31 protein-coding genes are annotated in these 26,574 nt (G+C 52.4%); 9 read left to right on the plus strand and 22 right to left on the minus strand.

Features of this window, described 5'->3' with window-relative positions:
• Positions 1 to 50: 50 nt before the first annotated feature.
• The 12 genes from BN3795_RS26100 to BN3795_RS20975 form a co-directional block, all read right to left on the minus strand.
• Positions 51 to 860, minus strand: a complete 810-nt coding sequence (locus BN3795_RS26100) for a DUF2815 family protein (RefSeq protein ID WP_332835617.1) — start codon at positions 858 to 860, stop codon at positions 51 to 53.
• Positions 861 to 893: 33 nt separating this feature from the next.
• Complete coding sequence (locus BN3795_RS20925) at positions 894 to 2,078, minus strand: DUF2800 domain-containing protein (protein ID WP_068786639.1); 1,185 nt, start codon at positions 2,076 to 2,078, stop codon at positions 894 to 896.
• Positions 2,075 to 2,560, minus strand: coding sequence for a superantigen-like protein SSL4 (locus tag BN3795_RS20930; RefSeq protein ID WP_068786640.1), 486 nt, complete (start codon positions 2,558 to 2,560; stop codon positions 2,075 to 2,077). The genes BN3795_RS20925 and BN3795_RS20930 overlap by 4 nt, the downstream gene beginning before the upstream one ends.
• 31 nt (positions 2,561 to 2,591) lie before the next feature.
• Entirely contained in the window at positions 2,592 to 2,834 is a 243-nt protein-coding gene (locus BN3795_RS20935) for an AbrB/MazE/SpoVT family DNA-binding domain-containing protein (protein ID WP_068786641.1), read from the minus strand.
• A complete protein-coding gene (locus BN3795_RS20940) occupies positions 2,831 to 3,187 on the minus strand; it encodes a hypothetical protein (RefSeq protein WP_068786642.1) in 357 nt (118 codons plus the stop codon). The genes BN3795_RS20935 and BN3795_RS20940 overlap by 4 nt, the downstream gene beginning before the upstream one ends.
• 65 nt (positions 3,188 to 3,252) lie before the next feature.
• Positions 3,253 to 3,429, minus strand: a complete 177-nt coding sequence (locus tag BN3795_RS25675; protein ID WP_198524787.1) for a hypothetical protein — start codon at positions 3,427 to 3,429, stop codon at positions 3,253 to 3,255.
• Positions 3,430 to 3,674: 245 nt separating this feature from the next.
• Positions 3,675 to 3,953, minus strand: coding sequence for a DUF3850 domain-containing protein (locus BN3795_RS20945; RefSeq protein ID WP_068786643.1), 279 nt, complete (start codon positions 3,951 to 3,953; stop codon positions 3,675 to 3,677).
• A gap of 47 nt (positions 3,954 to 4,000) precedes the next feature.
• Positions 4,001 to 4,183: a hypothetical protein gene (locus tag BN3795_RS20950; protein ID WP_068786644.1), complete on the minus strand. Its 183-nt coding sequence runs from the start codon at positions 4,181 to 4,183 to the stop codon at positions 4,001 to 4,003.
• A 2-nt stretch (positions 4,184 to 4,185) separates the two neighbouring features.
• Entirely contained in the window at positions 4,186 to 4,440 is a 255-nt protein-coding gene (locus tag BN3795_RS20955; RefSeq protein ID WP_068786645.1) for a DUF7667 family protein, read from the minus strand.
• Between the two features lie 220 nt (positions 4,441 to 4,660).
• Positions 4,661 to 5,035: a hypothetical protein gene (locus tag BN3795_RS20965; protein ID WP_068786647.1), complete on the minus strand. Its 375-nt coding sequence runs from the start codon at positions 5,033 to 5,035 to the stop codon at positions 4,661 to 4,663.
• Positions 5,036 to 5,105: 70 nt separating this feature from the next.
• Complete coding sequence (locus tag BN3795_RS20970; RefSeq protein WP_068786648.1) at positions 5,106 to 5,882, minus strand: BRO family protein; 777 nt, start codon at positions 5,880 to 5,882, stop codon at positions 5,106 to 5,108.
• A 4-nt stretch (positions 5,883 to 5,886) separates the two neighbouring features.
• Entirely contained in the window at positions 5,887 to 6,087 is a 201-nt protein-coding gene (locus BN3795_RS20975; protein ID WP_068786649.1) for a helix-turn-helix domain-containing protein, read from the minus strand.
• Between the two features lie 237 nt (positions 6,088 to 6,324).
• Here BN3795_RS20975 and BN3795_RS20980 point away from each other — a divergent pair, with 237 nt between their 5' ends.
• The 3 genes from BN3795_RS20980 (at position 6,325) to BN3795_RS20990 (ending at position 8,576) form a co-directional block, all read left to right on the plus strand.
• Positions 6,325 to 6,969, plus strand: coding sequence for a helix-turn-helix domain-containing protein (locus BN3795_RS20980; RefSeq protein ID WP_068786650.1), 645 nt, complete (start codon positions 6,325 to 6,327; stop codon positions 6,967 to 6,969).
• A 20-nt stretch (positions 6,970 to 6,989) separates the two neighbouring features.
• Positions 6,990 to 7,460, plus strand: a complete 471-nt coding sequence (locus BN3795_RS20985; protein ID WP_068786651.1) for an ImmA/IrrE family metallo-endopeptidase — start codon at positions 6,990 to 6,992, stop codon at positions 7,458 to 7,460.
• 75 nt (positions 7,461 to 7,535) lie between these two features.
• Positions 7,536 to 8,576 (plus strand): site-specific integrase, encoded by a 1,041-nt coding sequence (locus tag BN3795_RS20990; RefSeq protein ID WP_068786652.1) that lies wholly within the window; start codon positions 7,536 to 7,538, stop codon positions 8,574 to 8,576.
• A 66-nt stretch (positions 8,577 to 8,642) separates the two neighbouring features.
• Here the strand turns inward: BN3795_RS20990 and sufB are convergent, their stop codons facing one another.
• The 6 genes from sufB to BN3795_RS21020 all read right to left on the minus strand — a co-directional run bounded on the left by sufB (position 8,643) and on the right by BN3795_RS21020 (position 14,592).
• A complete protein-coding gene (gene sufB, locus BN3795_RS20995; protein ID WP_068786653.1) occupies positions 8,643 to 10,040 on the minus strand; it encodes a Fe-S cluster assembly protein SufB in 1,398 nt (465 codons plus the stop codon).
• Positions 10,041 to 10,062: 22 nt separating this feature from the next.
• Positions 10,063 to 10,485 carry a Fe-S cluster assembly sulfur transfer protein SufU gene (gene sufU / locus BN3795_RS21000; protein ID WP_068786654.1) on the minus strand — a complete coding sequence of 141 codons (423 nt, stop codon included), beginning with the start codon at positions 10,483 to 10,485 and terminating at the stop codon, positions 10,063 to 10,065.
• Complete coding sequence (locus BN3795_RS21005) at positions 10,485 to 11,705, minus strand: cysteine desulfurase (RefSeq protein WP_068786655.1); 1,221 nt, start codon at positions 11,703 to 11,705, stop codon at positions 10,485 to 10,487. The genes sufU and BN3795_RS21005 overlap by 1 nt, the downstream gene beginning before the upstream one ends.
• Positions 11,702 to 13,003 (minus strand): Fe-S cluster assembly protein SufD, encoded by a 1,302-nt coding sequence (gene sufD / locus BN3795_RS21010; protein WP_068786656.1) that lies wholly within the window; start codon positions 13,001 to 13,003, stop codon positions 11,702 to 11,704. The genes BN3795_RS21005 and sufD overlap by 4 nt, the downstream gene beginning before the upstream one ends.
• A 19-nt stretch (positions 13,004 to 13,022) precedes the next feature.
• The gene (gene sufC / locus BN3795_RS21015) at positions 13,023 to 13,805 is read right to left on the minus strand and encodes a Fe-S cluster assembly ATPase SufC (RefSeq protein WP_068786657.1); all 783 of its coding nucleotides are present in this window, start codon (positions 13,803 to 13,805) and stop codon (positions 13,023 to 13,025) included.
• A gap of 295 nt (positions 13,806 to 14,100) precedes the next feature.
• Positions 14,101 to 14,592: a Dps family protein gene (locus tag BN3795_RS21020; protein ID WP_068786658.1), complete on the minus strand. Its 492-nt coding sequence runs from the start codon at positions 14,590 to 14,592 to the stop codon at positions 14,101 to 14,103.
• Between the two features lie 212 nt (positions 14,593 to 14,804).
• Between BN3795_RS21020 and BN3795_RS21025 the strand changes: the two genes are divergently transcribed.
• A complete protein-coding gene (locus tag BN3795_RS21025; RefSeq protein WP_068786659.1) occupies positions 14,805 to 15,350 on the plus strand; it encodes a hypothetical protein in 546 nt (181 codons plus the stop codon).
• A 66-nt stretch (positions 15,351 to 15,416) separates the two neighbouring features.
• Here the strand turns inward: BN3795_RS21025 and BN3795_RS21030 are convergent, their stop codons facing one another.
• Positions 15,417 to 15,806: a DUF423 domain-containing protein gene (locus BN3795_RS21030; protein WP_068786660.1), complete on the minus strand. Its 390-nt coding sequence runs from the start codon at positions 15,804 to 15,806 to the stop codon at positions 15,417 to 15,419.
• 175 nt (positions 15,807 to 15,981) lie between these two features.
• Here BN3795_RS21030 and BN3795_RS21035 point away from each other — a divergent pair, with 175 nt between their 5' ends.
• The 3 genes from BN3795_RS21035 (at position 15,982) to BN3795_RS21045 (ending at position 18,338) form a co-directional block, all read left to right on the plus strand.
• On the plus strand, positions 15,982 to 16,392 hold the full coding sequence (locus tag BN3795_RS21035) for a hypothetical protein (protein ID WP_068786661.1): 411 nt from the start codon (positions 15,982 to 15,984) through the stop codon (positions 16,390 to 16,392).
• A 185-nt stretch (positions 16,393 to 16,577) separates the two neighbouring features.
• Complete coding sequence (locus tag BN3795_RS21040) at positions 16,578 to 17,438, plus strand: DegV family protein (RefSeq protein ID WP_068786662.1); 861 nt, start codon at positions 16,578 to 16,580, stop codon at positions 17,436 to 17,438.
• Between the two features lie 45 nt (positions 17,439 to 17,483).
• The gene (locus BN3795_RS21045; RefSeq protein WP_068786663.1) at positions 17,484 to 18,338 is read left to right on the plus strand and encodes a DegV family protein; all 855 of its coding nucleotides are present in this window, start codon (positions 17,484 to 17,486) and stop codon (positions 18,336 to 18,338) included.
• A gap of 69 nt (positions 18,339 to 18,407) precedes the next feature.
• Here the strand turns inward: BN3795_RS21045 and BN3795_RS21050 are convergent, their stop codons facing one another.
• Positions 18,408 to 19,424: a DUF7309 domain-containing protein gene (locus BN3795_RS21050; protein ID WP_408635059.1), complete on the minus strand. Its 1,017-nt coding sequence runs from the start codon at positions 19,422 to 19,424 to the stop codon at positions 18,408 to 18,410.
• Positions 19,425 to 19,618: 194 nt separating this feature from the next.
• Here BN3795_RS21050 and yhbH point away from each other — a divergent pair, with 194 nt between their 5' ends.
• Together yhbH and BN3795_RS21060 are read left to right on the plus strand one after the other, a co-directional pair.
• Positions 19,619 to 20,788 (plus strand): sporulation protein YhbH, encoded by a 1,170-nt coding sequence (yhbH, locus tag BN3795_RS21055; RefSeq protein ID WP_068786665.1) that lies wholly within the window; start codon positions 19,619 to 19,621, stop codon positions 20,786 to 20,788.
• 8 nt (positions 20,789 to 20,796) lie between these two features.
• Positions 20,797 to 22,224: a SpoVR family protein gene (locus BN3795_RS21060; RefSeq protein ID WP_198524789.1), complete on the plus strand. Its 1,428-nt coding sequence runs from the start codon at positions 20,797 to 20,799 to the stop codon at positions 22,222 to 22,224.
• Positions 22,225 to 22,359: 135 nt separating this feature from the next.
• On the opposite strand, the gene BN3795_RS21065 is transcribed toward BN3795_RS21060, so the two are convergent.
• Together BN3795_RS21065 and BN3795_RS21070 are read right to left on the minus strand one after the other, a co-directional pair.
• A complete protein-coding gene (locus tag BN3795_RS21065) occupies positions 22,360 to 25,473 on the minus strand; it encodes an efflux RND transporter permease subunit (protein WP_068786667.1) in 3,114 nt (1,037 codons plus the stop codon).
• A 1-nt stretch (position 25,474) separates the two neighbouring features.
• Positions 25,475 to 26,500 carry an efflux RND transporter periplasmic adaptor subunit gene (locus BN3795_RS21070; protein WP_068786668.1) on the minus strand — a complete coding sequence of 342 codons (1,026 nt, stop codon included), beginning with the start codon at positions 26,498 to 26,500 and terminating at the stop codon, positions 25,475 to 25,477.
• Between the last annotated feature and the right edge of the window lie 74 nt (positions 26,501 to 26,574).

Genomic DNA, 26,574 nt, shown 5'->3' on the forward strand with positions numbered 1-26,574 from the left:
TCCCTTCTGAGAAAGAGAAAGGGGCTCTAAAAGAACCCCTCTGTCTACTCTTAGATGCCCCATACTCCACCGTTGATTGGCTTGCCGGTAATAGGATCAATTTGTTGTGGCGGCTGAGCCGGAGGCTGCGGAGTTTGCCCATAGCCCGGTTGTGGAGGTTGCTGGTACGTCGGCGGTGCAACCGGTGGCTGTTGACCAAACTGCTGCGGCGGCGCGGCCTGCTCCCAACCCTGCGGTGCCGGTGCCGGGGCGTACCCTACGCCGCCACCGTTACCGCCAAAAGCCTGCTCTGCGGTAACCCGACCGCCGAGTGGTTCCCCGTCGGCCAGCTTCTGTACCGGACCAAGCCCTGCACCGATCCCACGGTTACCGCTGTTGGAAAACGGGAAGAAATTAATATTCACACGAGCATACATTCCGCTGTACACTTCGGATTGGTTAATGATAGGGTTAAGATTCACGTCAACAATCGCCTGTTGTTGTTTGCTGCTGGCCGTCAGAACCCAATGGCCTTTGCACTCTGGTCCAAACGGCTCCCCGTTTTGACGTACACCGTCACCATCCCAGATTGGCGTCTTCAACTGCGGAGGACGCGCACCGTTCCAAATACCGGCCACGCCCTTCTGGGCCGCCGCCTCGATAGCCGCGTTGATTCGCTGCATCGTTGCCACGTCAGATTTTGGGATCAAGATCGTTGTGCTGTACTTGGGCTCCTGCCCTGGTTGGTTTGCATGTGGTTGAAAAAGATGCACAAAGCTCAGTCTAACTTGTCCCGTCGTTACGTTTGTCGCTTCATTTGCCATTTGTCGTTTCCCCTTTTCTCGAATTGTGCCGCTTGACCAGCGGCCAGATGCCATCATGTCAGTGTAGTACTCAGCGATTTCGCCCACCGCCTATGCCTCCTTCTGGAACACGTCCTCCGGCTTAACTTGGTCGGTGATTGCCGGCCGTTTGTCTGATTCAGGCACCAACGTCGGAGCCCCCGACCGGTTGATAACGTGCCCTGGTTCTTCGAGCAGCTTCTTGTAGACCGGCTTGGATAGAGCTTTTTCAAGCTGCGGCGGAGTCAACGGCTTGCGCTCATACAGCACGGCTTCGTCAATACCGTTTTCCTTCAGGTGAGCGAAAGCAGCATCCAAGTCGGCATAATCTCGACCCCCTCGGCCTTCGACAGCTTTCCAGCCAGCGACCCGGCCGCCTTTAAGTACTTCGGCAAGGGCCTGCTTCTTAAGATCGGTATACCAACTGACGATCCCTTCAGCTTGCCGGAGTACGTCGCCCACTTCATCCCACCCGATCAGTGGTGGCTTGAGCGGGGCTCTGCTACCGGCTTCCAGCATGTGCTCAACTCGAGCTCGGCAGGTCGCCTTCGCCCGGCAGAAGCCGCAATGTTCGCCGATGGTATATTCTCCCTCACCCTTAAATGCCGCTTGGGCAATCGGCTTAATCGACTCGCCCCAGGCAAGCAGGTCCGCGGCAGACAAAGTCCACTCAGATGGCTGGTCCCAAACCTTCGGTTGCACGATTGCAAGGTGGACCGTTTCGATCGGGAACAGCAGGGAAAATTCTTTCACTGCCCCTAACGCGTATAGTTTCATCTGCGGGTTGTTCTCGGCTGCCACCGGCACGCCCTGACCGTTTTTGTAGTCGATCACGTGCAGATGGCCACCCCCGATCACGATACAGTCACTGGTACCGGAGCACTCCGGCACATAGTCGGAGATATCGACGCGACGTTCGATCGCCACGAAAGGCGGAGAAGGGAACGCGTGAACCACCTTTTGGACATATTCGAGATAGATGTCAGTGTGATCGTCCATGATCGGCTCATATAGCTCATGAGCCTTGAATTTTTTCAGCGCGGAGTTGTAAGTCCGTGTCGGCATCTTATCCGTGAGCGCCTTCCGAAGCTTCAGCTCCGCGATTTCGTGAGCCAGCGTGCCGCGTTTGGCTGCCTCACTCTCCGTGTCCGGCAACGTCTCTTCAAGGCGGGCGCTCGGCGTACAGTGGAGCCAACGGTGGGCCCCGCTGGGAGACAGCAGGGCATGAGCTCGCTCAGCATGTGCGATTTCGATCATATCGAGGCCCCCAAGCTCCGGAGGAATGTCGCGAACTCCCCGTATTGCTCTTTAGGCAGCTGGGTCAACGCGGAGACACCATGTTGTTGCAGCCAACCTACCAGCTCCGCCCCGCGGCCAGCATCAACCAGCGGCTGTGCGGCGACCCCGAGTTGTTCCATCGTGTAGCTTGGTGTAGAGGTCGGCACAGCTCCTGCCGGGGGCGCAGGTGGCGCAGCCGGTCCGGGTTGAGCGATAGGCACGGCCGGGGCCGCATATTTCTGTTGTGGAGCTTGCGTCGGTGCGCTTGGCGGCGTGAACTGCTGCGGCTGTTGTGACATGGTTTCTTGCACGGCAGGAGCAATCGTAGACACCTCAGTCGATGCCGGAATACGAGCTTCCGCCATGCCGGACATAGTGCCGGCTAGATCCTGCACAAGCTGCTTAGCATCGGCTGCCGTGGCAGCCTGCAGGGTGATTTGAATCGGTACGAGATTAGACATGTATGAGTCCTCCTATAATGAAATTAATAGCTTAAAGCTTAGCGGCTTTGGCGATGCACTCCGCGCAAATGGCCTTACCGTGAAACGACTTCAATTCTTCAATACTGCCGCAGATACAGCACCCAGGCTGATACTTACGAAGGATGATCTTATCCCCGTCCACAAAGATCTCGAGCGGATCGCCTTCTGAGATCCCTAGCGTCCGGCGGAGCTCCATAGGGATGACTACACGGCCCAAATCGTCGATACGACGTACAATTCCGGTAGATTTCATAAGACCAAATCCTCCTCAAGCTGCGGCATATTGTCCTGAACCGGGCCCGACAGAACTCCTAAAGCAAAAGGAATACCTCCTGACTTTGGAGCCCCATCATCTACGAAACAAGCGATGCATTTATCCGCCCCGCTTTTTAAAGATACGCGAAGGCAAGGTGTCGCCCATGAAGAACCAGAAATACCGGCAATCGTCTCCACGGAATCAAGATTCACCGTGAACCCATCTTCATCGTTGAAAACCTCTTCGCCCGTCCAGAACCAGTCCTCGTACATTCCGAGATAAGCATCCTGAATATGTTCTTGGTTCTCTTCAATCAGGCGCTTGGCTTTCGCAAAGTCGTATTTCTTCATTGCTTTTTCCTTTCCGGTCAGCTAAACTGACCTCAGAGAGATTGGTTTTGCAGCTTCCCGGGCTACTACCCCGCGAGAGGCTGTTTTTCTTTTTCCAGGGCTTCGATTTCTTGATTCAACCACCACAGCGCTCCGTCACGCGTTGCTTCGTCACGGCATGGCACCCGGCCGTTTTCTATGCCCCAGCGGATCCGCATAAGATCAAATTTGCGGATCAGCAGATCCTGATCGTTCAGTTTCATCACCACCTTTCAAGAATTCAATCGCCTGCTTGTAGCCCCGCCTCGTAAAAGGGAAAGTCTTAGATTTTTCAGGGTAAACATTTACCCGGATAAACGGCTTATTATAGCGATTGAAGTTGACGAATATTTCGCAATTACCTATCCGGCATGGCGTAACGCCCGCTTTACGGTTGTAAAGGTCGTACATTGACGGGTACAAACTGAACCTCCCTTCTGGCGCTCCATTTTCGAAATGTGCAGCACGTTCACCCTGTGCTAACGTCTTCCAGAATAATAGACAACGCGACATAGTCATCAGGGACCCAGGGTTGACCGCGTAGGCAATGCGACACCGTTACAACCGCTTCCCATCCGGTGTACTCGCTCTTTTCAGGGTCGAATTCAAGCAATCGCAACGTATCTCCTACTTCGAACCCCCTATCATCCTTGCGGATTTCTACCGTCTTTCTTTTGCGAACGGTTGGCGATACAACTGCGCGGAAATATTCCGGCCAGGTCTTCAATTCATGGACTTTTCCTGCCATTGCTCTTGCTCCTTTCCTTCGCTATTTGTGTCGACTAGGCAGGAAGGTTATCGGTCCCATAAGACAAAAACCGGATTACCTTCGCCCGTTTCTTCGGCGGTGACGTCCTCAACCTCACTACCGATGAGGTTCGAGCCGTCATAACTGGTATAATTGACAAACATAATCTCACGGTCACCGTATTGATCAACAAGATGCTGCAGCATTTCGACTAACTCAGACGCTTTCATGGTCATCCTCCTTTTAGTGTTCTTACAGCCCGCTGTTCCAGCTCTGCTAGCCATTTGTAGTCACCGGCCGCCCAAGCCGCCGTGAATAGGCCGTTCAGCTCGTCGATCTTTCTGATCTGGATCAGGTTGGCGTCCAGGCATTCAAACAGCTCGTAAAGCTCCATAGGGCTGAGCTGCGGGTAGCCACCGATACGATGCGCCTTTTCGGTCAGCTCCGCCAAGCGACGGAGTGGTGGGGGTACGTGGATCTGGATCATGAGCGAGCAATCCCTTCATTTGGAATATAAGGATAGCGCTCGTGGAAGAATTTACGCGGAATCTTCCCCCTCTCGATCCAATAACCTCTTGCCTGTAGTTCTTCATTCATTGATTTGATGCGGAGTTGAGCAGTACGGATTGAGCCTAGTCCAAGAAGTTTCTGAACCTCCTTGGCAGTGTAATAGTGAGGGGAATTCATGATGCACTCACTCCCTTCTCTTAAAGGTAGCTATCTTCCCGGTAACTTTTTGCCTCTCTGATACCTTCTGGCGGGATGTATCCACTGTTGAACCAAAAGTGTAAATTCACCCCGTAGATATGGATGGTGATTTGGCGATTTGAAATGGTTTTAGCGTACGAGAAGTTATTGAGTTCAAAATTTAGCTCAGTCTCTCCGAGAGACACAATTACCGAATCAGGTCCGCCACTTCTTACAAAGTATTCGACCTTAACTTTTGACGGCGAAATGCCCATTAGGGGATCCAGAAGTAAATCCGATTTTACTTCCAAGCTACAATTTACGTTGTGTTTTTGCATTATTTCGAAAAGGTGTATTGCCTCGCCTACTGTAGATTTAACAAGTTGATCACTCATTCTATTTTCATTCCTTTCTCCGAGACATTGACTGCCCTCATTTTTGAGGTCAGTGGTTACAAACTGCCTATTAGGCTTTTTGAATCAGCTCTATTAACTTTTGCCGGCCCTTCTCGTTGTATCGAAATGATTGTACTTGCTTGTCGCTGTACGGTGATTTGTCCAGCGCCATGATTCCATATTCGTCGGTTTTTAAACCATGTGCGTTGGCAATTTTACCGATCTTGTTTGCGCTGATACCGAGCTCTTTCCCGATCTCTGTTGCGGTATAATGCTTACCGCCAATGTCCGGCCGATATTCTGTCGACTTGTCGGTCAAATGTTCCAGCGCGTTGACATTGAGCAGTTCTACGGCCACCGGAGAAAGCGTTTTGTTCTTCTGCATCTCCAAAATCAATTTTGCTTGCCTTGTCCGGGCATTGATGAGCATTGCTTCCGCGCGAGCTTGCTGGATTTTCAGCTTCGCTTCCTCAGTTGTCGGTTGCACAAGTGCGGTTTCACCGCGGCGCAGGGACTCTAGAATGTCATACACCATGTCGTAAAATTCATTGGCTTTCGGTTGACGGCTCCATCGGCAGATTTCGTAAATGCCTTTCGGGTAATAAACGACAACGTCCCTTTCAACTCGGCGTCCACCCTCAACATTCGTCAGTTTGACGACACTTGAGAAACGGTTGAGACGTTCTTTATACCGCTCATGGAGTTTGGCAATCGCTTTATTCGGTTCGGCATACTCAAGTGCCGCACCGATCTGCTCTCGGGTCATGACAATTTCGCCGTTTTCGTCACGCCAAAAATCACATTGCACGTTTCCAAATTGCTCAGATTTAACGATGGATAATTGCATAAATTTAACTGACCTCCTTGGTTTGTACTATCAATTCAAGGCCCAAAACGTCACATACCCTTTTCATAGATTCTTCATTCCAGCGTCGCTGGCCGTTCAATAGGTTGTGGATATACATAGCCGAATAACCCGTTTTTCGCGCCAATTCTGAAGGCTTCATACCCGCATCAACTAAAACATGCTTGATAACGTTCGAAAAGTTCATTGTATACTCAACCTCCTTTCTGGATATATTGTATTCCATATGGATAGTATTCGTAAAGGATTAAAAGTATCCATATAGAACTAAAATGAGTGATATTTAAAGAAAACATAGGGTTTTGCCCTAAATAATCTCCTATTTGCTTTGAATATCGCCACTTTTTACTTAATCAAGTTTGATTTTTATCCAAATAGATGATATTATAAAGCAAATGAATTCATAAGGAGAGAAAAAAAAATCGTGAAAGTACCGTCAGATAGAATTAGAAAGACTCGTCGATATTTAGACCTAACTGGAGCTGAAGTTGCAGAGAAGTTGGGGATATCCACTCAGTATTATTACAATATAGAACGAGGACGGAGAAACCTAAGCGCGGAACTTGCTATAAAATTGGCTGAAGTCTTTAATGTCTCTCTGGATTATTTACTTGGCAAATCAATTTACGCTTTAATTGAAGACAGACTTTCCGAACTCAATATGTCTATAGAAGAATTAGCGAATATAACTGAACTGCCCGCATCATTTCTAAGAGGTATTGATACATTACCACCTACCCCTTGGGATTATGAACCTGGTGAAATGATTGATCGACTCGCAAAAGCGCTAAAAATGGATACCAAAACACTAGCAGCTGCGTACGCACGCCAAGAGCCGCCTGTGTATGACGGGCCGACAGTAAGCCCTAAAGAAGCATTAAAGGAATTTCAAGATGAAAATCTCGATGAAATTACTCAATCCACGAGTGGAGTCAGTGAAAATTTATCAGAAGAAGAAATCTTCACCCTTGCCGCTCACCAAGTCGGCCACGAAGGACCTCTTACAGAAGAGCAACTAGCACAGATTAAACTAGCCATGAAGATCGCTCTCGCTAAAAACGATAAGTAATTACAACGGGAGATGACCGGATGATCAGCTATGACCAATTAAAACAAGAAGTCACCGTCATTTTTGATGATAAAGCTGCTCTCCCTGATTGGCTCAAGGGAATTTATATCGAGTCTGGTGCAGGTGATATGATCCTGCTTAACAAAAACCTAAGGACCGACCGAGAGCGTAAATGCGTCTTAGTCGAGGAAATGGGCCACCAATATAAGACCGTTGGCGATATTACGGATCAATCCAAACTCGTGAATCAGCAACAGGAGCTGAGAGCGCGGCAGTGGGGCTATGAACGGCTCGTTCCGTTGTCTGCAATAGTACAAGCCTATAAGGCAAAAGTTAAAGGTAGGTATGAGATTGCAGAGTACCTCGATGTAACCGAGGAGTTCCTGCAGGCCTGTATTGATCGATATCGCAATAAATACGGAACTTATACCGTTTGGGAAAACTACATAATTTATTTTGAACCTCTTGGAGTTGCAGAAATGTTCGGATAAACCTGTGCTTTCCAGCCGCGAGGCTGTTTAAATATACCCCAAAGCAGAACATACGTTTGGAGTGATGCAAAAAATATGGCAGTATACAAAGACAAGATACGAAATACTTATTATTTTCGTGTCCGGTACAAAGACATTTACGGGCGGCCACAACAGAAGCTAAAACGTGGATTTAAGAAGCGGCAGGATGCTATCTTAGCTGAAGCGGAATTTTTGACTAATGAAGTTAAGCAGTACAGCGATAATGTCACATTTGATGAACTATTCGAACACAACATCAAGTATAAAAATCTCAAAGAAAAAACTATCCGTCGGCGAACAAACGAGTATAAACATCATATCAAGCCGAGATTTGGACACATAAAAGTGAAAGACGTGACTCTTCAGCAAGTGCTTGATTTCAAAGTGTACCTGGAGAATGAACTAGAATCACTAAATAGTGCGAGGACGGTTTACAGTAACTTCAAAGTCCTAATCAACCATGCCATTAAATTTTTCGGGTTGAAAGTCGATCCGACCATTGCGGCCGGATCCATTCAACGAGTACGCCCAAAAATCAACTTTATTCGACGAGATGACTTTGAACGTCGTGTAGCCGGACTCGAACATCTGCATTACAAGGATTTGGCTCGATTGCTGTTTTACACGGGATTACGTGTAGGTGAGGGAATGGCACTTAAATGGACGGATATCGATTTGGATAAATCTCAGCTCCATGTAAGTAAAACATTAGATATAGCCACACGAGAACCTACATCACCTAAAACGAAGGGTAGCGTGGGGTATGTTCCTTTTCCGGGATTTATACGCGACATGCTTGAGGAAATAAAAAAAGAATCCGCAGATAAAATCTACGGATTCAATGAAGATATGTTTGTCTTTGGCGGAGTGGCCCCATACCACTACTCCCATTTTCACAAACATTTTAAAAAAGTGTTTCCAGAGTTAAGAATTCACGATTTGCGTCACAGCTACGCCTCATATCTTATAAATAAAGGCGTAGACATCTATCTCGTAAAGGAGCTAATGAGACACGATGACATAAAGCAAACCGCTAATACTTACGGCCATCTCTACGTTGAACGCAAGCATGAAGTAATGAGCGTATTTGACTAATCGGTATCATTTCGGTATCACGATACAGAAATCGAACCGAAAATAGTTGATACGCTTAGCATTTTCTCACCCGATACTACCTTCCATTTCGAATTTGATCAACCGGTTCATTTCCACCGCGTATTCCATCGGCAGCTCTTTCGTGAACGGCTCGATGAAGCCCATCACGATCATCTGCGTGGCTTCCTCTTCGGTGAGACCGCGGCTCATCAGATAGAAGAGCTGCTCCTCGGATACTTTCGATACGGTCGCTTCATGCTCGAGCGTGATGTTGTCGTTCATGATTTCGTTATAAGGAATCGTATCGGACGTCGACTCGTTGTCGAGAATCAGCGTATCGCATTTGATGTTCGATTTCGCGCCTTCCGCCTGACGGCCGAAGGAAGCGAGACCGCGGTAGGTGACCTTGCCGCCGTGTTTGGAAATCGACTTCGACACGATCGTTGACGTTGTATCCGGCGCCAGGTGAATCATTTTCGCCCCGGCATCCTGGAGCTGGCCTTTGCCGGCAACGGCGATGGACAGCACGCTGCCTTTCGCGCCGCGGCCTTTCAAGATCACCGCCGGATATTTCATCGTCAGCTTGGAGCCGATGTTGCCGTCAACCCATTCCATATTGGCGTTCTCTTCGGCAACCGCCCGTTTGGTAACCAGATTGTAGATGTTAGGTGCCCAGTTCTGGATCGTCGTGTAGCGAACGCGAGCGTCCTTCTTCACAATGATCTCTACAACCGCGCTATGCAGCGAGTTCGTGCTGTAGATCGGCGCCGTACAGCCTTCGGTATAGTGCACGAAGCTGCCTTCGTCGGCGATGATCAGCGTCCGTTCGAACTGCCCCATGTTCTCCGAGTTGATCCGGAAGTAAGCCTGCAGCGGCACTTCGCATTTCACGCCTTTCGGGACGTAAATAAAGCTGCCCCCGGACCACACAGCGCTGTTCAGAGCTGCGAACTTGTTGTCCGCCGCAGGAACGACCGTCCCGAAATACTCCTTGAACAATTCCGGATATTCCCGCAGTGCGGAATCCGTATCCATGAAGATAACCCCTTGATCTTCCAGGTCCTTCTGGATGCTGTGGTACACGACCTCCGATTCGTATTGCGCGGAGACGCCGGCCAAGAACTTCTGCTCAGCTTCCGGAATTCCCAGCTTATCAAAGGTTTCCTTGATTTCCGCCGGAACTTCCTCCCACGTCTTGCCTTGCTTCTCGGAAGGTCTTACATAATACTGAATATCGTTAAAATCAAGCTCGCTCAAGTCGCCGCCCCAGCGCGGCATCGGCATCTTCTCGAACTGCTCCAGCGATTTCAGGCGGAAATTCAGCATCCACTCCGGCTCGCCTTTGATACGGGAGATCTCCGTCACGATTTCACGGGTCAAGCCTTTGCCCGATTGAAAAATCGCCTTGTGTTCATCCCGGAAGCCATATTTATACTCTTCCAATTCCGGTGCTTTTTTGGCCATGTTCGGCTACCTCCTTAGGGGATTAATGTTCCGCTTGGATTCCTTTTTTCAGCGCGTTCCAAGCTAGCGTAGCGCATTTGATGCGGGCAGGAAATTTATTAACGCCGGATAAGGCCTCAAGATCTTCATAATCGTCGAAATCCACCGATTCTCCCATCATCAGCCGGGAGAACCGTCCAGCCAGATCCATCGCTTCGTCGAAGGTCCGGCCTTTGACCGCCTCTGTCATCATCGAAGCCGAGGACATGCTGATAGAGCAACCTTCCCCGGTAAACCGGGCGTCCTTGACGATATCATCTTCCACAATCAACTGCAGGGAAATGCGGTCACCGCAGGTCGGATTGTTCAAATCGACCGTCAGTGCGCCTTCCTCAAACTTCCCGCGGTTCCGCGGGTTCTTATAATGATCCATTATGACTCGGCGGTACAGATCGTCCAGTTGCATCACCCAAAATACTCCTTTGTTTGGATTAAAGCTTCCGCCAGTCGGTCGATATCCTGTTCCGTATTATATAAATACAGGCTGGCTCTGGCCGTTGCGCTCGCTTCAAGCCAGCGCATCAGCGGTTGGCAGCAGTGGTGGCCCGCCCGGATGGCGATGCCGGAAGCATCGAGCACAGTCGCAACATCATGCGGATGGATGTCCTGCAGATTGAAGGTGATCAGGCCCACCTCACGCTCGCGCGGTCCGTATAGGGTCAGCCCTTCAATCTCCGACAGGCGGTTTATCGCATAAGCGGCGAGTTTGGCCTCATGCCGGTGAATTTCCTCAAGCCCGATGCCTTCCAGGAAATCGATGGCCGCCGCCAGCCCAACTGCACCGGCGATAATCGGCGTGCCGCCTTCAAATTTCCACGGAAGCTCCTTCCAGCTCGATTCATACAGTCCGACATCATCGATCATTTCCCCGCCGTATTCGATCGGCTCCATGGATTCCAGCAAATGCTTCTTCCCATATAGTACCCCAATTCCGGTTGGCGCGCACATCTTATGGCCGGAAAAAGCATAAAAATCAGCATCCAGCTCCTGTACGTTGATCTTCATATGCGGGGTGCTTTGCGCTCCGTCGACAACCATGACAGCCCCGTTACGATGGGCGATGGTCGCCAGCTCCTTGATGGGATTAACGACCCCCAGCACGTTGGAGACATAAGCGGTCGCCACGATTTTCGTCTTGGCGGTAATCGTCTTCTCCGCATCCGCCAGATCGATATGGCCGTCCGGCTGCAGCGGAATATATTTGAGCACGGCTTTCTTCTTCAAGGCCAGTTGCTGCCACGGGATCAGATTGCTGTGGTGCTCCATCGGAGTGATGACGATTTCGTCCCCTTCTCCGACGTTCGCAGATCCGTAGGAGGAAGCGACCAGATTCAGCGCCGTCGTGGTGCCGCGGGTAAAGATGATCTCCTCCCGGCGCGCCGCGCCGATGAAGCGGGCAACCTTCTCGCGAGCGTTCTCGTACGCGTCGGTTGCCCGGCTGCCCAGCGTGTGGACGCCGCGATGCACATTCGCGTTATCCCATTCGTAATAATGCTTGATCGCTTCGATCACGACGGCCGGCTTCTGTGAGGAAGCCGCACTGTCGAGGTAAACGAGCGGGTGCCCGTTGACATCTTGCTGCAAAATCGGGAATAACTGCTTGAGCTCTTCGGCGCGGATGCTCATTGTCCTAACTTCCTTTCCACCAGACCCTGCAGTTGCTTCTGCAACGGCTCCAGCGGGATATCCGATACAACAGGCGCCAGGAAGCCGTAAATGACCAGACGTTCAGCATCTGCACGGGTAATCCCCCGGGACATCAGATAGTAGATTTGCTCCGGATTCACTTGCCCTACGGAAGCGGCGTGTCCGGCGGATACGTCATCCTCGTCAATCAGCAGGATCGGGTTCGCGTCGCCGCGGGCTTTCGGGCTCAGCATCAGCACTTTCTCGGTTTGCTGGCCGTCCGCTTTGGTGGCGCCCTTCTCAATCTTCGTAATGCCATTGATGATGGCGGTCGCCTCTTCCCGCATGACCGCACGGGTGATCATTTGACTCGCCGAGCTCTTGCCGTAATGGACGGCCTTCGTCGTATAGTTCAGGCGTTGTTTGCCGGAACCGACAGCGATGACCTTCGCATCGGAGGTCGAGCCGTTGCCTTTCAGAATCGACAGCGTTTCGCTTGCCGAATCGCCGCCGTTCATTTCGCCGATAATCCATTCGATGCTGCCGTCGTTCTCAACGACGGCCCGGCGGTAGGTCAGATCCGTCGCTTGCTCGCCCAAATGGTGAACCGTGGCGAATTGGACCTTGGCGCCCGGTTTAACGATCACTTCGGCTGCCCCGTTATGCACAATGTTCCCATTCAGGTTAACCGAAATATAGTTATCCACGTAAGTAACGCGGCTGTTCGTATCCGCTACGATCAAGACGTGCGGCGCAAAAGCGGATCCGGCATCGTCGAGCAGGAAAATGCTCTGCAGCGGCGTATCGATCTCCACGTTCTTCGGAATATACAGGAATACCCCGCCGTTCCACAATGCCGAATGCAAAGCGGACATGCGGTTCTCGTCAGTCTTAATAACGCTGTGAAGATGCGGCTTCACGAGATCGCCATGCTCCCGCACCGCCGTTTCCAAGTCGGTGAAAATCACCCCTTGGCCAGCGAGCTCCGGCGCCAGTCGAGTATATACGGTATCAGCATTCCGCTGAACGATTAGATTGCTCTGCTCGGTCAAGTCTACCAGCGATTGAACGCTCTCGGGAAGCTGCTGCTGCTTCTCCCCGCGGGTCTCGCCAAGCGTTCCGTAGTTGTTCAAATCCCAGCGATCCAGGCGTGTTTTTTCCAATTTAGGCAGTTCCAGTTCCGCCGCCAGCTGCAGCGCCTTCGTCCGGCTGTCCGTCAGCCAGGCCGGTTCGCCGCGCTTCGCGGACAGTTGTCTGAGTTGCTCCGCTTCAACCGGAAGTACGGTTTGTGTCGTCATTCTCTACTCCTCCTTCCGATTAGGCTTCTTGACCAACCGTTTCGTCCACGATGCCCAGCTCTTCCTTGACCCAATCGTAACCTTCGGCCTCCAGGCGTTCAGCCAGTTCAGGACCGCCGGATTTCACGATGCGCCCTTGCATCATAACGTGCACGAAGTCCGGTTTGATATAATTCAACAGGCGTTGGTAGTGGGTAATGATCAGGAAGCCGCGGTCTTCGCTGCGCATGGAGTTCACGCCATTGGCGACGATCCGCAAGGCGTCGATATCCAGACCGGAGTCGATTTCGTCCAGAATCACGATCTTCGGATCCAGCAGCAGCATTTGCAGAATTTCATTCCGCTTCTTCTCCCCGCCGGAGAACCCTTCGTTCAAATACCGGTGCGCGAATTCCGGATTCATCTCCAGCACCTTCATCTGCTCTTCCATTTGACGGATGAATTTGATCAGGGAAATTTCATTTCCTTCGCCGCGGCGAGCATTAATCGCACTGCGCAGGAAATCGGAGTTGGTTACGCCGGCGATTTCACTCGGATATTGCATTGCCAGGAACAAGCCGGCACGAGCGCGCTCGTCAACAGCCATCTCCAGAACGTCTTCGCCGTTCAGCGTAACCTTGCCGTCCGTTACTTCATATTTCGGATGCCCCATCAGCGCGGAAGCCAGCGTACTTTTCCCGGTTCCGTTCGGTCCCATAATGGCGTGAATTTCCCCGCCTTTTATCTCAAGATTGATCCCCTTCAGGATCTCCTTCTCCTCGATTGTCGCCTTAAGTTCTTCAACTACAAAATGAGTTGCCATGTAACTGCTCCTTCCATCCACGAAAATTGACGTTATTTGCCCAGGGACGCCGCCCTTGTTCTCGCCATTATATCATAACTATTATCACATTAGAATGATTCTAAGTGATTCTCAATGATTCTCACTACATTCTAACCTACTTTACAGGCATAAGCAACGTATGCCAGCGGATATAAACTCACAGGTCCCCTCTTTGTCACAGACACGTCAGAATTGCCGGGATCCCCTCATGCAAAAGGACCTGGCCTTTGCTTGCGGCCAAGCCCTTTCCGGGTTTGCGATGCTTAAATTGCTCTTATTTCGACAAGTTCCATCCATCCAGGAATGCTCGAAGCATCCACATCTGCTTCTCCAGCTTGCCTAGGTAGCCGGTTAACAGATCGCTGGTGGCAGGATCCTCCGCCTTGTCAGCCAGCGCGATCCCTTCTTGGTACGCCTCGGTCAGCGTTGCCAGATCCTCAAGCACGTGCTGCACCATCGCTTGCGGTTCCTCTTTGCCGGCGGCTTCCTGAATGGTTGCCAGCTCCAGATACTCCTTCAGCGACGCGGCCGGAGCCCATTTCAAGGTCAGCATCCGTTCAGCAATGGCATCCATCTGTTCTGTAACTTCATTATATAGTTCCTCAAATTTGACGTGCAGCCGGAAGAAGTTGCTTCCTTGCACGTACCAATGATAATTGTGCAGCTTCACATAAAGCACGTTCAAGTTGGCGACCTGTTCGTTCAACAGCTGCTCCAGGCTCGACTTCTTCGTGTTCCCTGCAGATTTTGCTTCCGAATTGGCCATCCTTATCCCCTGCTTTCTTCTATGGATTAAGTTGTCATTATCTTACCCTAATTCAATAGTCGTGAAACAGAAAATCGATTTCCAACATCCTCCGTGTAATTTTCTTAAATTTGATCTATGATTGTCTAGGCAGGGGTGCTATGATTATTTGGGTAATTTCAACAGAAAGGGAGCGCCCTTCTCTGCTTAACACGTTATATTTTGGGGGAATTATGGACAATCAGACGGGACAACAACATGAGGAAGAAGAATTAGGCTATTTGTTCAACGTGGAAATTCTGATCAAGGGCACAACGAACCCTTTGGCACTGCAAGCGTTGCTGAAGCTGCTGAACAGCAGCACAGACATCATAGATTACCGCGTTAATTCCGGAATTGAATTGGGACAGATCATTGAATCGACCCTGGCATCCCGCAAGCAATCCCGCATCGACAAAGCCAATGCTGTCACGGCCAAGAACAACAGCAAGGAATCGGCCAAGCAGCAGGCTACGGCGGAGAAGAAGAAAAGCGAACCGGCCTCGAGCAATTTCAAGGAACTCGCAGCCAGCGATGAATTCCAGGCCTGGATTCAAAACTATATCTCGGCGAACAAGCTGGTTCGATTGTATGTGAATCGAAATGGCAAGCGAACGAGCATCCCCTGCCGCATCCTGAATTTCCTTCCGGAAACCTACGCTCTGAACGTATACCACGTCGATGAGAAGCAGGTCTACACGCTTAAGCTAAGCGAGGTCATCGACTTTTTGGATACTTGATCACGGAAGGAAGATGAAGGGCTGACGAACCCCTGGTTCACAGGTGTCGCCAGCCCTTTGGGTTCTTCAGGCTCCGGCCCGGGAGGAACCCCTCCAGGCCTCCAGCGCAAGCAGCAGCCAGCCTCCCAGAAACGCCAGCCCTCCAAGCGGCGTCACCGGCCCCAGCCATCGCCAGCCCCCAGCGGCGAGCCCATATAAACTTCCCGAGAATAAAATGACGCCGATCAGGAACAGCCGCGCACTCCACCGAAGGCGCTTGGATTCCCCCCATTTCCCGGCCAATAACGCTGCCAGCAGCATCGCGAGGCCATGAATCATTTGATAATGAACCCCGGTTTCAAAAGTTCCGATCGCCGACTCCCCGATCCGCTCTTTCAGGATATGAGCCCCAAACGCGCCCAGCGCTACGGCCAGAAACATCACAATCGCTCCGATTCCCGCATATTTTCGCTGCACGACACCATCCGCCCCTCTCAATTTAGTTCACGAACTTCACGTCCATCATACCGCAGGGATTCACCTGATTTCCACCGCAGCGATTTCATCCAAAAATATCCTTGCAATTTTCCGAAGGATGTTTGAAGATGAACTTGAATAGGTTTATATTACCGTATATTAAAGGAGTTTGAAGATGGATTATCGCCAATCGGAGCAAGACCCTGTCTCACCTTACCCTGCGCCTTACGAACCGGTGGAGCGGAAGAAATTCTCCGGCCCCGGAATCGCTTCCTTCGTGCTCAGCTTGCTCGCCGTCATCGGCTATATCACTTCGCTGGTGCTGATCACGTCCACGGTGCTGGACCTCGTGGATCAGCCTGCGAATGCAATCGCCGAAGACTTGATGCAGCGGACCGGGGCGTTGCTGGGGATCCTGCTGTTCCTCTTATCCGGTTTACTGGACTTGATCGCCCTGATTCTCGGCATCATCGGCCTGGCGATCAAGAATCGGCGCAAAGTGTTTGCGATTCTGGGTACGGTCTTCTCGGCCTTATCCTTGCTGCTGCTCGTCGTATTGTTTATTTTGGGCAGCCTCGCCGCCTGAATACTGCGGTGCCGGCACCTTCTTCGCCTTCCGGCGGCCCGTCGGGAGGCCGGCTTCAGCCTCAAGCCACGCGGGTTTCGGTCACGCAGGCTTGGGGCTTTTCCTTGTCTCGTTCTTTTTGATAGAATAATGAGAAGTTGTTCTTTTAGATCCTATTTCGTATCAACTAACCAAGGAGACTGCTTATGTCTAATGTGAAAATTTTCGCGGATAGTACCTCTGACCTTCCAGCCGGCTGGATCGATCGGTATGAGATCGGCCTGGTCCCGCTGTACGTCGTATTCGGCGACGAAACGTTCCGGGACGGGATCGATATTACCCCGCCCGATATTTATCGCCGGGTGGAGGCCGAGGGAAATTTGCCCAAGACTACGGCCCCGTCCCCGAAAGACTTCATGGATGCTTTTGGCCCTTACATCGATCAAGGGCGCGACATCGTGTATATCAGCTTGTCGTCCAATCTCTCATCCACTTACCAGAACGCACAAATCGCTGCCGCAGAATTTCCCGAAGGCCGAATTCACGTCGTCGATTCCTTGACCTTATGCAGCGGGATCGGATTGCTTGTGATGAAAGCGGTGCATCTCTCTGAGAAAGGACGGAGTGCTGCGGAAATCGCCGGACAGGTTGCCGCGATGCGCCCCCAGGTGGAGACGCAATTCGTCATCGATACCCTGGAGTACTTATACAAAGGCGGGCGCTGCTCCGGCATGCAGAACTTCATCGGCAGCCTGCTGCAAATTCGACCGGTGCTGAAGCTGGTTGACGGGAATATCATCCCGGCGTATAAAGTCCGGGGCCGCAAGGAAAAAGCCGTGCAGCAAATGCTCGACAATGCCCTGGCCGACAAGGATTACATGGATCAAGATCTGATCATTGTTGCCCATACGCTCGCGGAGGAAGAGGCTCATCGGCTGGCCGTTATTTTGCGGGAGCAGACCGGTGCGCGCCAAGTTGCCATAGCGGAGGCCGGCTGCGTGATTTCAAGCCATTGCGGCCCCCATACCGTTGCGATCATGTATACGAGAAAACAACCGGCTTCATAAATTCCCCGTCCCATAGATAACCAATGAACGTTTAGGAGGATTCATATGGGTTCTATTAAAATTTTTGCGGACAGTACCTGCGACCTGCCCGCTGAATGGATTGCGCAGTATGACATCGGCATCGTACCTCTGTATGTCACGTTTTCGGAGCAGACTTATAAGGACGGGATCGATTTGACGGTGCCCCAACTGTACCGGAAGGTTGAAGAGACGGGCAAGCTGCCGAAGACCGCAGCGCCGTCACCGGCGGACTTCATTCAAGCGTTCAGGCCCCATGTCCAGGAAGGCCGGAGGATCCTATACATCAGCTTGTCTTCAGAGTTATCCTCAACCTATCAGAACGCGCTGATTGCTGCGGAAGAATTCGCGGAGGGCATGGTGACCGTGTTTGATTCCCTGAACCTGTCGACCGGCATCGGTCTCCAGGTGATGAAAGCCGTTGGTGCGGCGGCAGAAGGGAAGAGCGTAGAGGAAATCGTTCCCCTGCTGACGGCCGTACGCTCGCAGGTTGAGACCGAATTCGTCATCGATTCGCTGGATTATCTCTATAAAGGCGGCCGCTGCTCCGGCATGCAGAATATCGTCGGAAGCCTGCTGAGAATCCGTCCCGTCATCAAGGTCGAAGACGGTAAAATGACGCCGGCCTACAAGATTCGCGGCAGCCGGGAAAAAGCGCTGGATCAACTGCTGAACAACGCTCTGAACCGCTTGTCCGACATGGATAACGACCTGATCTTCGTCACGCACTCCTTGGCGGATGAGGACGCGAAGATGCTGAAGGAGGCGCTGGAATCGAGGACGGGCGCCCGCTTGGTCGCGGTATCGAACGCGGGCTGCGTCATTTCCAGCCACTGCGGGGCCAAAACGATCGGGATTCTATATACGAAGAAACTCGCCTGACGAGCAGGCGGAATAAAGGCCGGAAGTCCCGCGTCAGCAGGTCTTCCGGCCTTCTCTGTCCCGATGGATTTAAAGCAGCGTTCCTCCCACTGATTGCTGAAACTCCTCAATTGCCGGCAGTTGCGGTTCGATCCGGCTTTCCAGACCAAACCCTTGAAGGACTAACCCCAGTTCGTCCAGCAGCCTCGGATGGCGGGCCACCACCCGCTGAGGGATCACCCGGTGCGACTCGATCAGCATCAACAATCCGTCGGCCAGGCTGTCGGACGCTTCAGACCGTTTGGTTAAACCGTAATGCAGGAGCTGCCCGGTCTCCTGATCGGCAATCACGTTCATCGTCGGATAAAACGGACGTTCCTCTTCTTCAATAGGCATTGGGATAAAAAAACTGTCAATCTCCCAAATCCCCGCATCGCCATTCACTGCGCGTCTGGCTTTGGCCATACGCAGCTCGTCCACGATGACCGCCCGCCCGGAGGGCTCCAGCGGCCGATCCGCCGGATCCGGCTCCCGCCATTCGCTGATCCATTCGGTCGTCCCGGCTCCTTCTCCGGCGGCCGGAACCCGCACGAGAAACCGTTCCCCGTTGCCTTCCAGCAAAGCATCGGGATCCTGCCGATAGGCAAGGCTTACTTCCATCGCTTGTTCGAGAATCTCCGTCATGAAGGCGACATCCTCCCGGTTAGTCAGCGGCCAGGGCACGTATCCCGGCTCGTAAAGGCGAAAGGACGGCCAGGCGGTTTTGCCGCGAAAAGATAACCCCAGTTCCCTTGCACGTTCATATTCGTCCGGGTACAGCTCATCCCGGCTGCCGAAAGAAAGCATATAACAATGCTGAGCGAACAACGGATCGCCTTCGAAATCCCCGTTCAGCATGTCCAGCACGGTCTGCAGCCCTTCGGTTCCCAGGTATACAGCCATCCCGTACACCTCTCCCCCGCTTCCCATCACGCAGCAATAACCGGTACGCTCGCCTCGCGGATGGCGAACGCCAAACAAATGAACGTTCGAAAGCCATTCCCATGGCTTCAGCTTCTTGAATTGACTTGCCGCTTCATATAATTCCAGCCATTCCTGATTCGTCACTTTCAACACGTGACCTCCTTCGCAAACCTGACCTTACCTTTTATTTAGCATAACGGGAATCTCCGCCTGTTTCCAGCGTTATTGTTTCCAAACCGGCGCAAGCTCCCTCACATATCGCCCCTCTCCGTGAATATACTTTATTTACATCCACAAATATAGCGTTCCGGGAAATCCCGATATGGAGGTGTTCATCCATGCCAACGCCCGATCGATACAACTTTGTCGTCTCCAAAGAGGACTGGTCGCTGCATCGCAAGGGGTATCAGGATCAACAGCGCCACCAGGAGAAGGTGCGGGAAGTCATCCGGCAAAATCTGCCCGACCTCGTTACCGAAGAAAATATTATTATGTCGGACGGCAAACAGATCATTAAGGTTCCCCTCCGCAATTTGGAAGAGTACCGCTTTATCCATAATTACCAGAAACATAAGCATGTCGGCCAAGGCGACGGAAGCAGCGAGGTCGGGGATGTGCTTGGCCAGGACAGTCCCAAGGAGAGCGGAAAAGGCGGGAAAGGCGGCAAGGCCGGCGATCAGCCGGGCTACGACTACGTGGAGGCCGAGATCAGCATCGAGGAGCTGGAGGATATGCTGTTCGATGAGATGGAGCTGCCCTACATTCAGGATAAAGACAAGGAAGAAATGGAGACTGAATCGATCCGTTTCAACGATATCCGCAAAAAAGGCCTGATGTCCAACATCGATAAAAAACGCACGATTCTGGAGAACCTGCGCCGAAACGCCACCGCCGGCACCCCCGGCATCCACGGCATCTCGCCGGACGATCTGCGCTACAAGACGTGGGAAGAGATCATCGTCCCCCGCTCCAATGCGGTGATCCTGGCGATGATGGATACGTCGGGTTCGATGGGCGCGTTCGAGAAATATTGCGCACGCAGCTTCTTCTTCTGGATGACCCGATTCTTGCGGCGGCAGTATGAGAAGGTGGAAATCGTGTTCCTGGCGCACCATACCGAGGCGAAGGAGGTCAGCGAGGAGGAATTCTTCACCCGCGGGGAAAGCGGCGGCACCATCTGTTCTTCGGTGTATCAAAAAGCGCTGGAGATCATCGATTCCCGTTACCCGCCCTCCAGCTACAATATCTATCCGTTCCATTTCTCCGACGGCGACAATCTCACTTCCGACAACGAGCGCTGCGTCAAGCTGATCGGCGAGCTGATGAATCGCAGCAATCTGTTTGGGTATGGGGAGGTCAACCAATACAACCGCGGCAGTACGTTGATGTCCGCCTACCGGACGATCAAGCAGGAGAAATTCATGTATTACGTCATTAAGGAAAAAGGCGAGGTCTATAACGCGTTAAAACGGTTCTTCCACAAGCGCGAAGGAGGTGCGGCAAGTTGAGCAGCGAAATGGAGCAACTGGAATACGCCATCGCGGAAATCATGGAAATCGCCGATTCCTTCGGGCTTGATTATTATCCCATGCGCTACGAAATTTGCCCTGCCGATATCATCTATACCTTTGGCGCTTACGGCATGCCAACCCGCTTCTCGCACTGGAGCTTCGGAAAGACGTTTAACAAGATGAAAATGCAATACGATTTCGGACTCAGCAAAATCTACGAACTCGTCATTAACTCCAACCCGTGTTACGCTTTTTTGCTGGAGGGCAATTCGCTGATCCAGAACAAGCTCATCGTCGCCCACGTGCTGGCGCACTGTGATTTCTTCAAAAACAACGTGCGCTTCTCCGCCACCAACCGGGATATGGTCGAGAGCATGTCCGCCACCGCCGAGCGAATCAGCCGGTATGAGCTGGCTTACGGTGCGGAGACGGTGGAGAGATTCATCGATGCCGTACTCGCCATCCAAGAGCATGTCGACCCGCAGTTGATCAAGCCGATGCGGTACGACAAGCGCCGTCAAATGGAAGAGAAGCTGCGCCGGGTCAAGGAAGGGCGGCATGGGGCGGTGAAGGCGGGGGAATACGATGACCTGTGGTCGCTGGACGAGAAATCGGGCGGACCTACAGCGGAGGCCAAAGAGAGCCCTTTGTCATTTCCGCCGGAGCCGGAGAAGGATATCGTCTGGTTCATCCAGGAGTACTCTGAGGCTTTGGAGGATTGGCAGCGGGACATCATGAGCATGCTGCGCGAGGAAATGCTGTATTTCTGGCCGCAGATGGAGACGAAGATCATGAATGAAGGCTGGGCTTCTTACTGGCATCAGCGCATCATTCGCGAGCTTGATCTCACCAGCGACGAAACGGTGGAATTCGCCAAACTGAACGCCTCGGTCGTTCAACCGTCGCGTCAAAGTCTGAACCCGTATTATCTCGGGCTCAAGATTTTCGAGGACATCGAGCGCCGCTGGGATCATCCCAGCGAAGAGGAGTGCCGCCGCTTGGGCCGCGAACCCGGGCAAGGCCGCGAGAAAATCTTCGAGGTGCGCGAGCTCGATTCCGACATCTCTTTCCTCCGCAGCTATTTGACCAAAGACCTGGTCCGAGACCTGGACTTATACATCTTCGAGAAGCAAGGTCCGGAGTGGAAAATCACCGATAAAACCTGGGAGAACATCCGCGACCAACTCGTAGCCTCCCGCGTGAACGGCGGCTCCCCGTACATCGTCGTCCAGGACGGCGACTACCTGCGCTCCGGCGAGCTGCTGCTGAAGCATCAGTATGAGGGGCTTGAGCTGGACTTGAAATACCTGGAGCATACGCTCCCCCATGTTTACCAACTTTGGGGCCGCCCCGTTCACCTGGAGACCGTGGTCGAGGAGAAGCGGGCGATGTTCTCTTACGACGGGCAGAAGCATATCCGGAAGATGATTTGAACACATGATAGAGAAGAACCGCCCGGATCTAATGATCAGGCGGTTCTTATTCTGCCTACGGAACCGTTCAGGACAGCAAAGCGATGACTGGCAGCTTGTGAAGTTGCAGTGTCCAAATCATCTCATCATGACAAACTACAATGCCGCACTACCGCCGCCCGGATTTGCCGGCACGTCGGTTTCGGGCTTTCTGCGCAGAACGGCGCGACCCAACCAGTTGCTCATGTTATCGGCAATCGTGTACATGACCGGAACGAAAAATAAGGTAAGCAGCGTGGAGAAAGACAACCCAAAAATAACCGTTATGGCCATGGGTGCCTGCATTTCCGCACCTTCACCAATTCCTAGAGCTAACGGAAGCAATCCAAGCACAGTAGTAGCCGTGGTCATAAAGATCGGCCGAACCCGCGAAGGAGCGCCTTCCAATATTGCCTCTTCTCGCTCAAGCCCCCGGTTCCGCAACGTATTGACGTAATCGACAAGGATAATCGCGTTGTTGACGACGATCCCCGCCAGCATAATCAATCCGATCAGAACCGTGATACTAAGCGGCGTACGGGTGACAAACAATCCTAGGATGACCCCGATTACCGTCGTGGGTAGAGAGAACATAATGACGAACGGGTGCAGCAGCGATTCGAACTGTACCGCCATCACGATATAGACCAACACGATGGCAAACAGCAGCGCCGCCCCGAGGTCGGTGAACGACTCCGCCATATCTTGGGACTGCCCGCCAATCGAATAAGAATAGCCGTCCGGAAAATTCATGCCGGCGAGCAATCGGGTCACTTCATTCGACACACTGCCCAAATCACGGTCGACGACATCGCTGGTGATGTTGATTTGCCGCTGCTGATTCTCACGCTGAATCACGACCGGGCCTTGAACTTGTTCAAAATCGGCCACGGCCGACAACGGGATAAGCTCCCCGCCAGGCGTTCGCAAGGTCAGCCGGTTTAATGCCGATAAATCGGCATAAGTGTCCTTCGGCAGCGTTACCTTGACGTCGATTTCATCTCCGTCCTCACGATATCGCGTCGCGACCTGGCCTTTCATGGCCACGCTGATTTCACTCATGACCTGCTGGTAAGTCAACCCGTAATGCGCCGCAATATCGCGGTTGACCACGATATTCAACTCCGAGCCGCCATCGGACGCTGAGGAGGTCGGATTATAAATGCCTTTGATTTCGGCCAACGACCAAACGACTTGATCGCCAAGCTCCTTAAGCACATCGTAATCTTGTCCGGAGATGCCGATCTGAATGGCGGCCCCTCCGCCCAATCCGGTCTGCACTTCGCTGACCGTAATCTCCGCACCGGCGATGTTGTCGGTGCCGGCATTGATGGCCTGAACCACCTCCGTCGTGCTGCTCTCCCGCTCTCCGGAGGGGACGAGTACCACCGAGACGGTTGCCGTATTCGCGCTACCGCCCAAACCGTCATTGCTGCCGCCGACCGAAACATTGACGCTCTCCAAAATCGTTTCGTAAGGCGTCAATAACTCGGTGATTTCATCCGTGACTTTTTTCGTTTCCTCAAGCGAGGTACCGTTTGGCGTTTCCACCGTAATCTGGAATTGCCCCTGGTCGGCTGCGGGCATAAACTCCGCGCCGATCAAAGGAGTTAACGCAAATGAACCGATAAGCAGTACAAGCGTCACACTAACGGTGGTTTTGCGGTGCGAGAGCACCCATCGAAGCGCGTTTTTATAGGCAGCTAGGATACGCCCGCCGAAACGGTCCAGCCCGCTTTCCTTTTTCTCCGTTTGAAGCTTAACGCGAGCCAGCATCTTGGAGGACAAGGTGGGAACAAGTGTAATTGCGACCACCAGCGATGCGATGAGCGAAAATGTAACCGTCAAAGCCATAGGCGTAAAGATGTCCGCGGCAAGCCCCTGGACAAACGTCATCGGCAAAAATACGACCAGCGTCGTCAACGTTGAAGCAATCACCGCCGAGCCGAGCTCGGACGCCCCTTTGACGGCCGCGTCCTTTGCGGTGTAGCCTCGCTGCCGGTAAGAAAATATATTTTCCAGAATGACGATCGAGCTGTCGACCATCATCCCGACACCAAGCGCCAAACCGCCCATCGAAATAATATTTAACGTTTGTCCGGAAAAATACATCAACGTAAACGTGGCGATGACCGCGATCGGGATCGACAGCGAAATGACCAACGTGGATCGTACGTTGCGCAAAAAGAGGAGCAAAACAACGACGGACAGCAAGGCGCCGGTCAGCATATTATTCACGACGCTATTAATCGATTGGTTGATGATCTCCGAGGTATCCATCGTGACATTCAATTTAGTGTTTTGGGGAAGATCCGCTCTCAGCTTCTCAAGCGCCGCCGTAACGGCCTCCGCAGCTTCCACCGTATTGGCGTCCGACTGTTTCTGAACGGACAGAAGCAAGGCCGGCTCGCCGTTCACGTAAGAAAGCGAGGTTTGCTCGGCAAACGTGTCCCGAATGACCGCAACATCGCCGACCTTAATCGTAGCGCCGGTTGGCAAGTGAATGATTGTATTCTCCAAATCCGCCAGGGAAGCGTACTCCCCCAGAATGCGAATTTGCTGTTCCTCGGCGCCCTTCTGCACCGATCCGACAGAAGCCGAGCGATTCTCCGCGCCGATCGCCTGAATGACCTGACTCGCACCGATGCCATATTGCTGCATTTTGGCCTGGTCTAGCTCCACGCGAATTTCCCGGGTTTTTCCCCCTTGAACGCTGACGGATGCTACCCCTTTTTGCCTCTCCAAGAACGGAACGACCGTATCTTCGGCAATATTTTGTAGAATGGCCGCATCCTCGCCGGACAAGCTGAGCGTGAGAATCGGCATCTGCTGCGGGTCGAACCTCAAAACGGAAGGATCGTTGGCATCCTCCGGAAGCATTCCTTTGACCTGATCGACTTTTTCGCGAACCTCCAACAAAGCGTTATCCAGATTGGTCCCGGTTTTAAACTGCATAATGATCATCGAAGCGCCGACCTGCGACTGGGATTGAATGGTGTCAATTCCCTGGATCGAGCTCATCGCTCCCTCCAGCGGGCTGCTCACGAGTTTTTCGACCTCCTCCGGCGCGGCCCCCGAGTAGGAGGTGGCAACTACGGCGATCGGCAGGTCGATCTTCGGAAACAGGTCCACCGCCAGACTTCTTAAGCTAAACAAACCTAAGGAAACGACGGCAATTACGATCATCAACACACCGATCGGGCGCTTAACGGATACTTCGATAAGTTTCAAATTACTGCGCCTCCTTGATGACCTTGACTTGATCCCCGTCGGATAACGTCAGTTGCCCTTTGACAACGACCTGTTCGCCTTCCTTTACGTCCCCCTTAACCGCCGACTTTTCGGACTGGGACTTCACCACCTCGACCGGCACCTCGGCGGCAGCCCCTTCGCGAACGACGAAGATGAAGCTTTCGCTCCCTCTGTCCACAATCGACCGGGTGGGCACAAGCAGCGCATTGGAAACAAGCGCTTCCTCCATGGACAGAATCGCCGTCATGCCGGATTTAATCGCTCCATTCGCGTTGTCCGCTTCAAATTCCGCCGTATAGAAGCCGTTTTGCGCTACCGGAGAAATATGGGTCATTCGAGCGTTCAATGTTTTGCCGATATCCGGCAACGAGAGGTTCATTTCCTTTTTATTTTGCAGTTTCAACATATCGGTAGCCCCGATGCTCGCCTTAATTTGAATCGGATGAAGGTTGACGATTTTAACTAACGGATTGCCGGCAGCGACCATTTCCCCTACCTTCGCATTCACTTCCACGACCGTGCCGGAGATCGGGGCGATAATGTTCGCGTTATCCAGAGCCATTTCCGCCTGCTTCACGCGGATCCGGGCTTGTTCGACATTGGAACGCGCTTGTTCAAGCTGAACGTCGTCGCCGTTCGTCATATTCAAAGTTTTATACTGGAGCTGGGCTTGTTCGAGGTTGATCTGGGCCAATTCCAACTGCAAATTTAAATCGACGCTGTCGATCCGCCCCAGCACGGCTCCTTTTTTGACGGTTTTGTTTTTTTCGACGTTCAATTCCACCAGTTCGCCGCCCATCTTGGGCGTGACGCTGCTCTCCGCCGAAGGCTGAGTCGTTCCGATCAGGTCGCTCTGGAGGTACAACGACCCCGTTTCGACGGGAATTACCTGTACCGGTGTTTGTTTGTTTTCCGTTTGTCCGGTTAAGGGTTGGCCCGCTCCGCAGCCGGTCGCCATCACCGCTAGCGCCATGGAAAAAAGCGCTATTTTCATCAACTTTTGCATGTTTCTTTACACTCCCCTATCCCCAAATCATTGTATAATAATTCGATAAAACGTAATAAAGCCATGAATGAACG

The sequence above is a fragment of the Paenibacillus phocaeensis genome (genome assembly GCF_900021165.1).
In the GTDB taxonomy this organism is placed as follows: domain Bacteria; phylum Bacillota; class Bacilli; order Paenibacillales; family Paenibacillaceae; genus Fontibacillus; species Fontibacillus phocaensis.

What these genes read in the sequence shown, in the direction of transcription:
- BN3795_RS20925 (WP_068786639.1), bottom strand. Translation starts at nt 2,078, where the DNA reads ATGATCGAAATCGCACATGCTGAGCGAGCTCATGCCCTGCTGTCTCCC.
- BN3795_RS20985 (WP_068786651.1), top strand. Translation starts at nt 6,990, where the DNA reads ATGATCAGCTATGACCAATTAAAACAAGAAGTCACCGTCATTTTTGAT.
- BN3795_RS20940 (WP_068786642.1), bottom strand. Translation starts at nt 3,187, where the DNA reads ATGAAGAAATACGACTTTGCGAAAGCCAAGCGCCTGATTGAAGAGAAC.
- BN3795_RS25675 (WP_198524787.1), bottom strand. Translation starts at nt 3,429, where the DNA reads ATGAAACTGAACGATCAGGATCTGCTGATCCGCAAATTTGATCTTATG.
- BN3795_RS21005 (WP_068786655.1), bottom strand. Translation starts at nt 11,705, where the DNA reads ATGAGCATCCGCGCCGAAGAGCTCAAGCAGTTATTCCCGATTTTGCAG.
- BN3795_RS26100 (WP_332835617.1), bottom strand. Translation starts at nt 860, where the DNA reads ATGATGGCATCTGGCCGCTGGTCAAGCGGCACAATTCGAGAAAAGGGG.
- BN3795_RS20930 (WP_068786640.1), bottom strand. Translation starts at nt 2,560, where the DNA reads ATGTCTAATCTCGTACCGATTCAAATCACCCTGCAGGCTGCCACGGCA.
- BN3795_RS21040 (WP_068786662.1), top strand. Translation starts at nt 16,578, where the DNA reads ATGTCTAATGTGAAAATTTTCGCGGATAGTACCTCTGACCTTCCAGCC.
- BN3795_RS21035 (WP_068786661.1), top strand. Translation starts at nt 15,982, where the DNA reads ATGGATTATCGCCAATCGGAGCAAGACCCTGTCTCACCTTACCCTGCG.
- BN3795_RS21060 (WP_198524789.1), top strand. Translation starts at nt 20,797, where the DNA reads ATGGAGCAACTGGAATACGCCATCGCGGAAATCATGGAAATCGCCGAT.
- BN3795_RS20970 (WP_068786648.1), bottom strand. Translation starts at nt 5,882, where the DNA reads ATGCAATTATCCATCGTTAAATCTGAGCAATTTGGAAACGTGCAATGT.
- BN3795_RS20965 (WP_068786647.1), bottom strand. Translation starts at nt 5,035, where the DNA reads ATGAGTGATCAACTTGTTAAATCTACAGTAGGCGAGGCAATACACCTT.
- yhbH (WP_068786665.1), top strand. Translation starts at nt 19,619, where the DNA reads ATGCCAACGCCCGATCGATACAACTTTGTCGTCTCCAAAGAGGACTGG.
- BN3795_RS21025 (WP_068786659.1), top strand. Translation starts at nt 14,805, where the DNA reads ATGGACAATCAGACGGGACAACAACATGAGGAAGAAGAATTAGGCTAT.
- BN3795_RS21070 (WP_068786668.1), bottom strand. Translation starts at nt 26,500, where the DNA reads ATGCAAAAGTTGATGAAAATAGCGCTTTTTTCCATGGCGCTAGCGGTG.
- sufU (WP_068786654.1), bottom strand. Translation starts at nt 10,485, where the DNA reads ATGCAACTGGACGATCTGTACCGCCGAGTCATAATGGATCATTATAAG.
- BN3795_RS20975 (WP_068786649.1), bottom strand. Translation starts at nt 6,087, where the DNA reads ATGAACTTTTCGAACGTTATCAAGCATGTTTTAGTTGATGCGGGTATG.
- BN3795_RS20990 (WP_068786652.1), top strand. Translation starts at nt 7,536, where the DNA reads ATGGCAGTATACAAAGACAAGATACGAAATACTTATTATTTTCGTGTC.
- sufC (WP_068786657.1), bottom strand. Translation starts at nt 13,805, where the DNA reads ATGGCAACTCATTTTGTAGTTGAAGAACTTAAGGCGACAATCGAGGAG.
- BN3795_RS21045 (WP_068786663.1), top strand. Translation starts at nt 17,484, where the DNA reads ATGGGTTCTATTAAAATTTTTGCGGACAGTACCTGCGACCTGCCCGCT.
- BN3795_RS20935 (WP_068786641.1), bottom strand. Translation starts at nt 2,834, where the DNA reads ATGAAATCTACCGGAATTGTACGTCGTATCGACGATTTGGGCCGTGTA.
- BN3795_RS21020 (WP_068786658.1), bottom strand. Translation starts at nt 14,592, where the DNA reads ATGGCCAATTCGGAAGCAAAATCTGCAGGGAACACGAAGAAGTCGAGC.
- sufD (WP_068786656.1), bottom strand. Translation starts at nt 13,003, where the DNA reads ATGACGACACAAACCGTACTTCCGGTTGAAGCGGAGCAACTCAGACAA.
- BN3795_RS20950 (WP_068786644.1), bottom strand. Translation starts at nt 4,183, where the DNA reads ATGAAAGCGTCTGAGTTAGTCGAAATGCTGCAGCATCTTGTTGATCAA.
- sufB (WP_068786653.1), bottom strand. Translation starts at nt 10,040, where the DNA reads ATGGCCAAAAAAGCACCGGAATTGGAAGAGTATAAATATGGCTTCCGG.
- BN3795_RS20945 (WP_068786643.1), bottom strand. Translation starts at nt 3,953, where the DNA reads ATGGCAGGAAAAGTCCATGAATTGAAGACCTGGCCGGAATATTTCCGC.
- BN3795_RS20955 (WP_068786645.1), bottom strand. Translation starts at nt 4,440, where the DNA reads ATGATCCAGATCCACGTACCCCCACCACTCCGTCGCTTGGCGGAGCTG.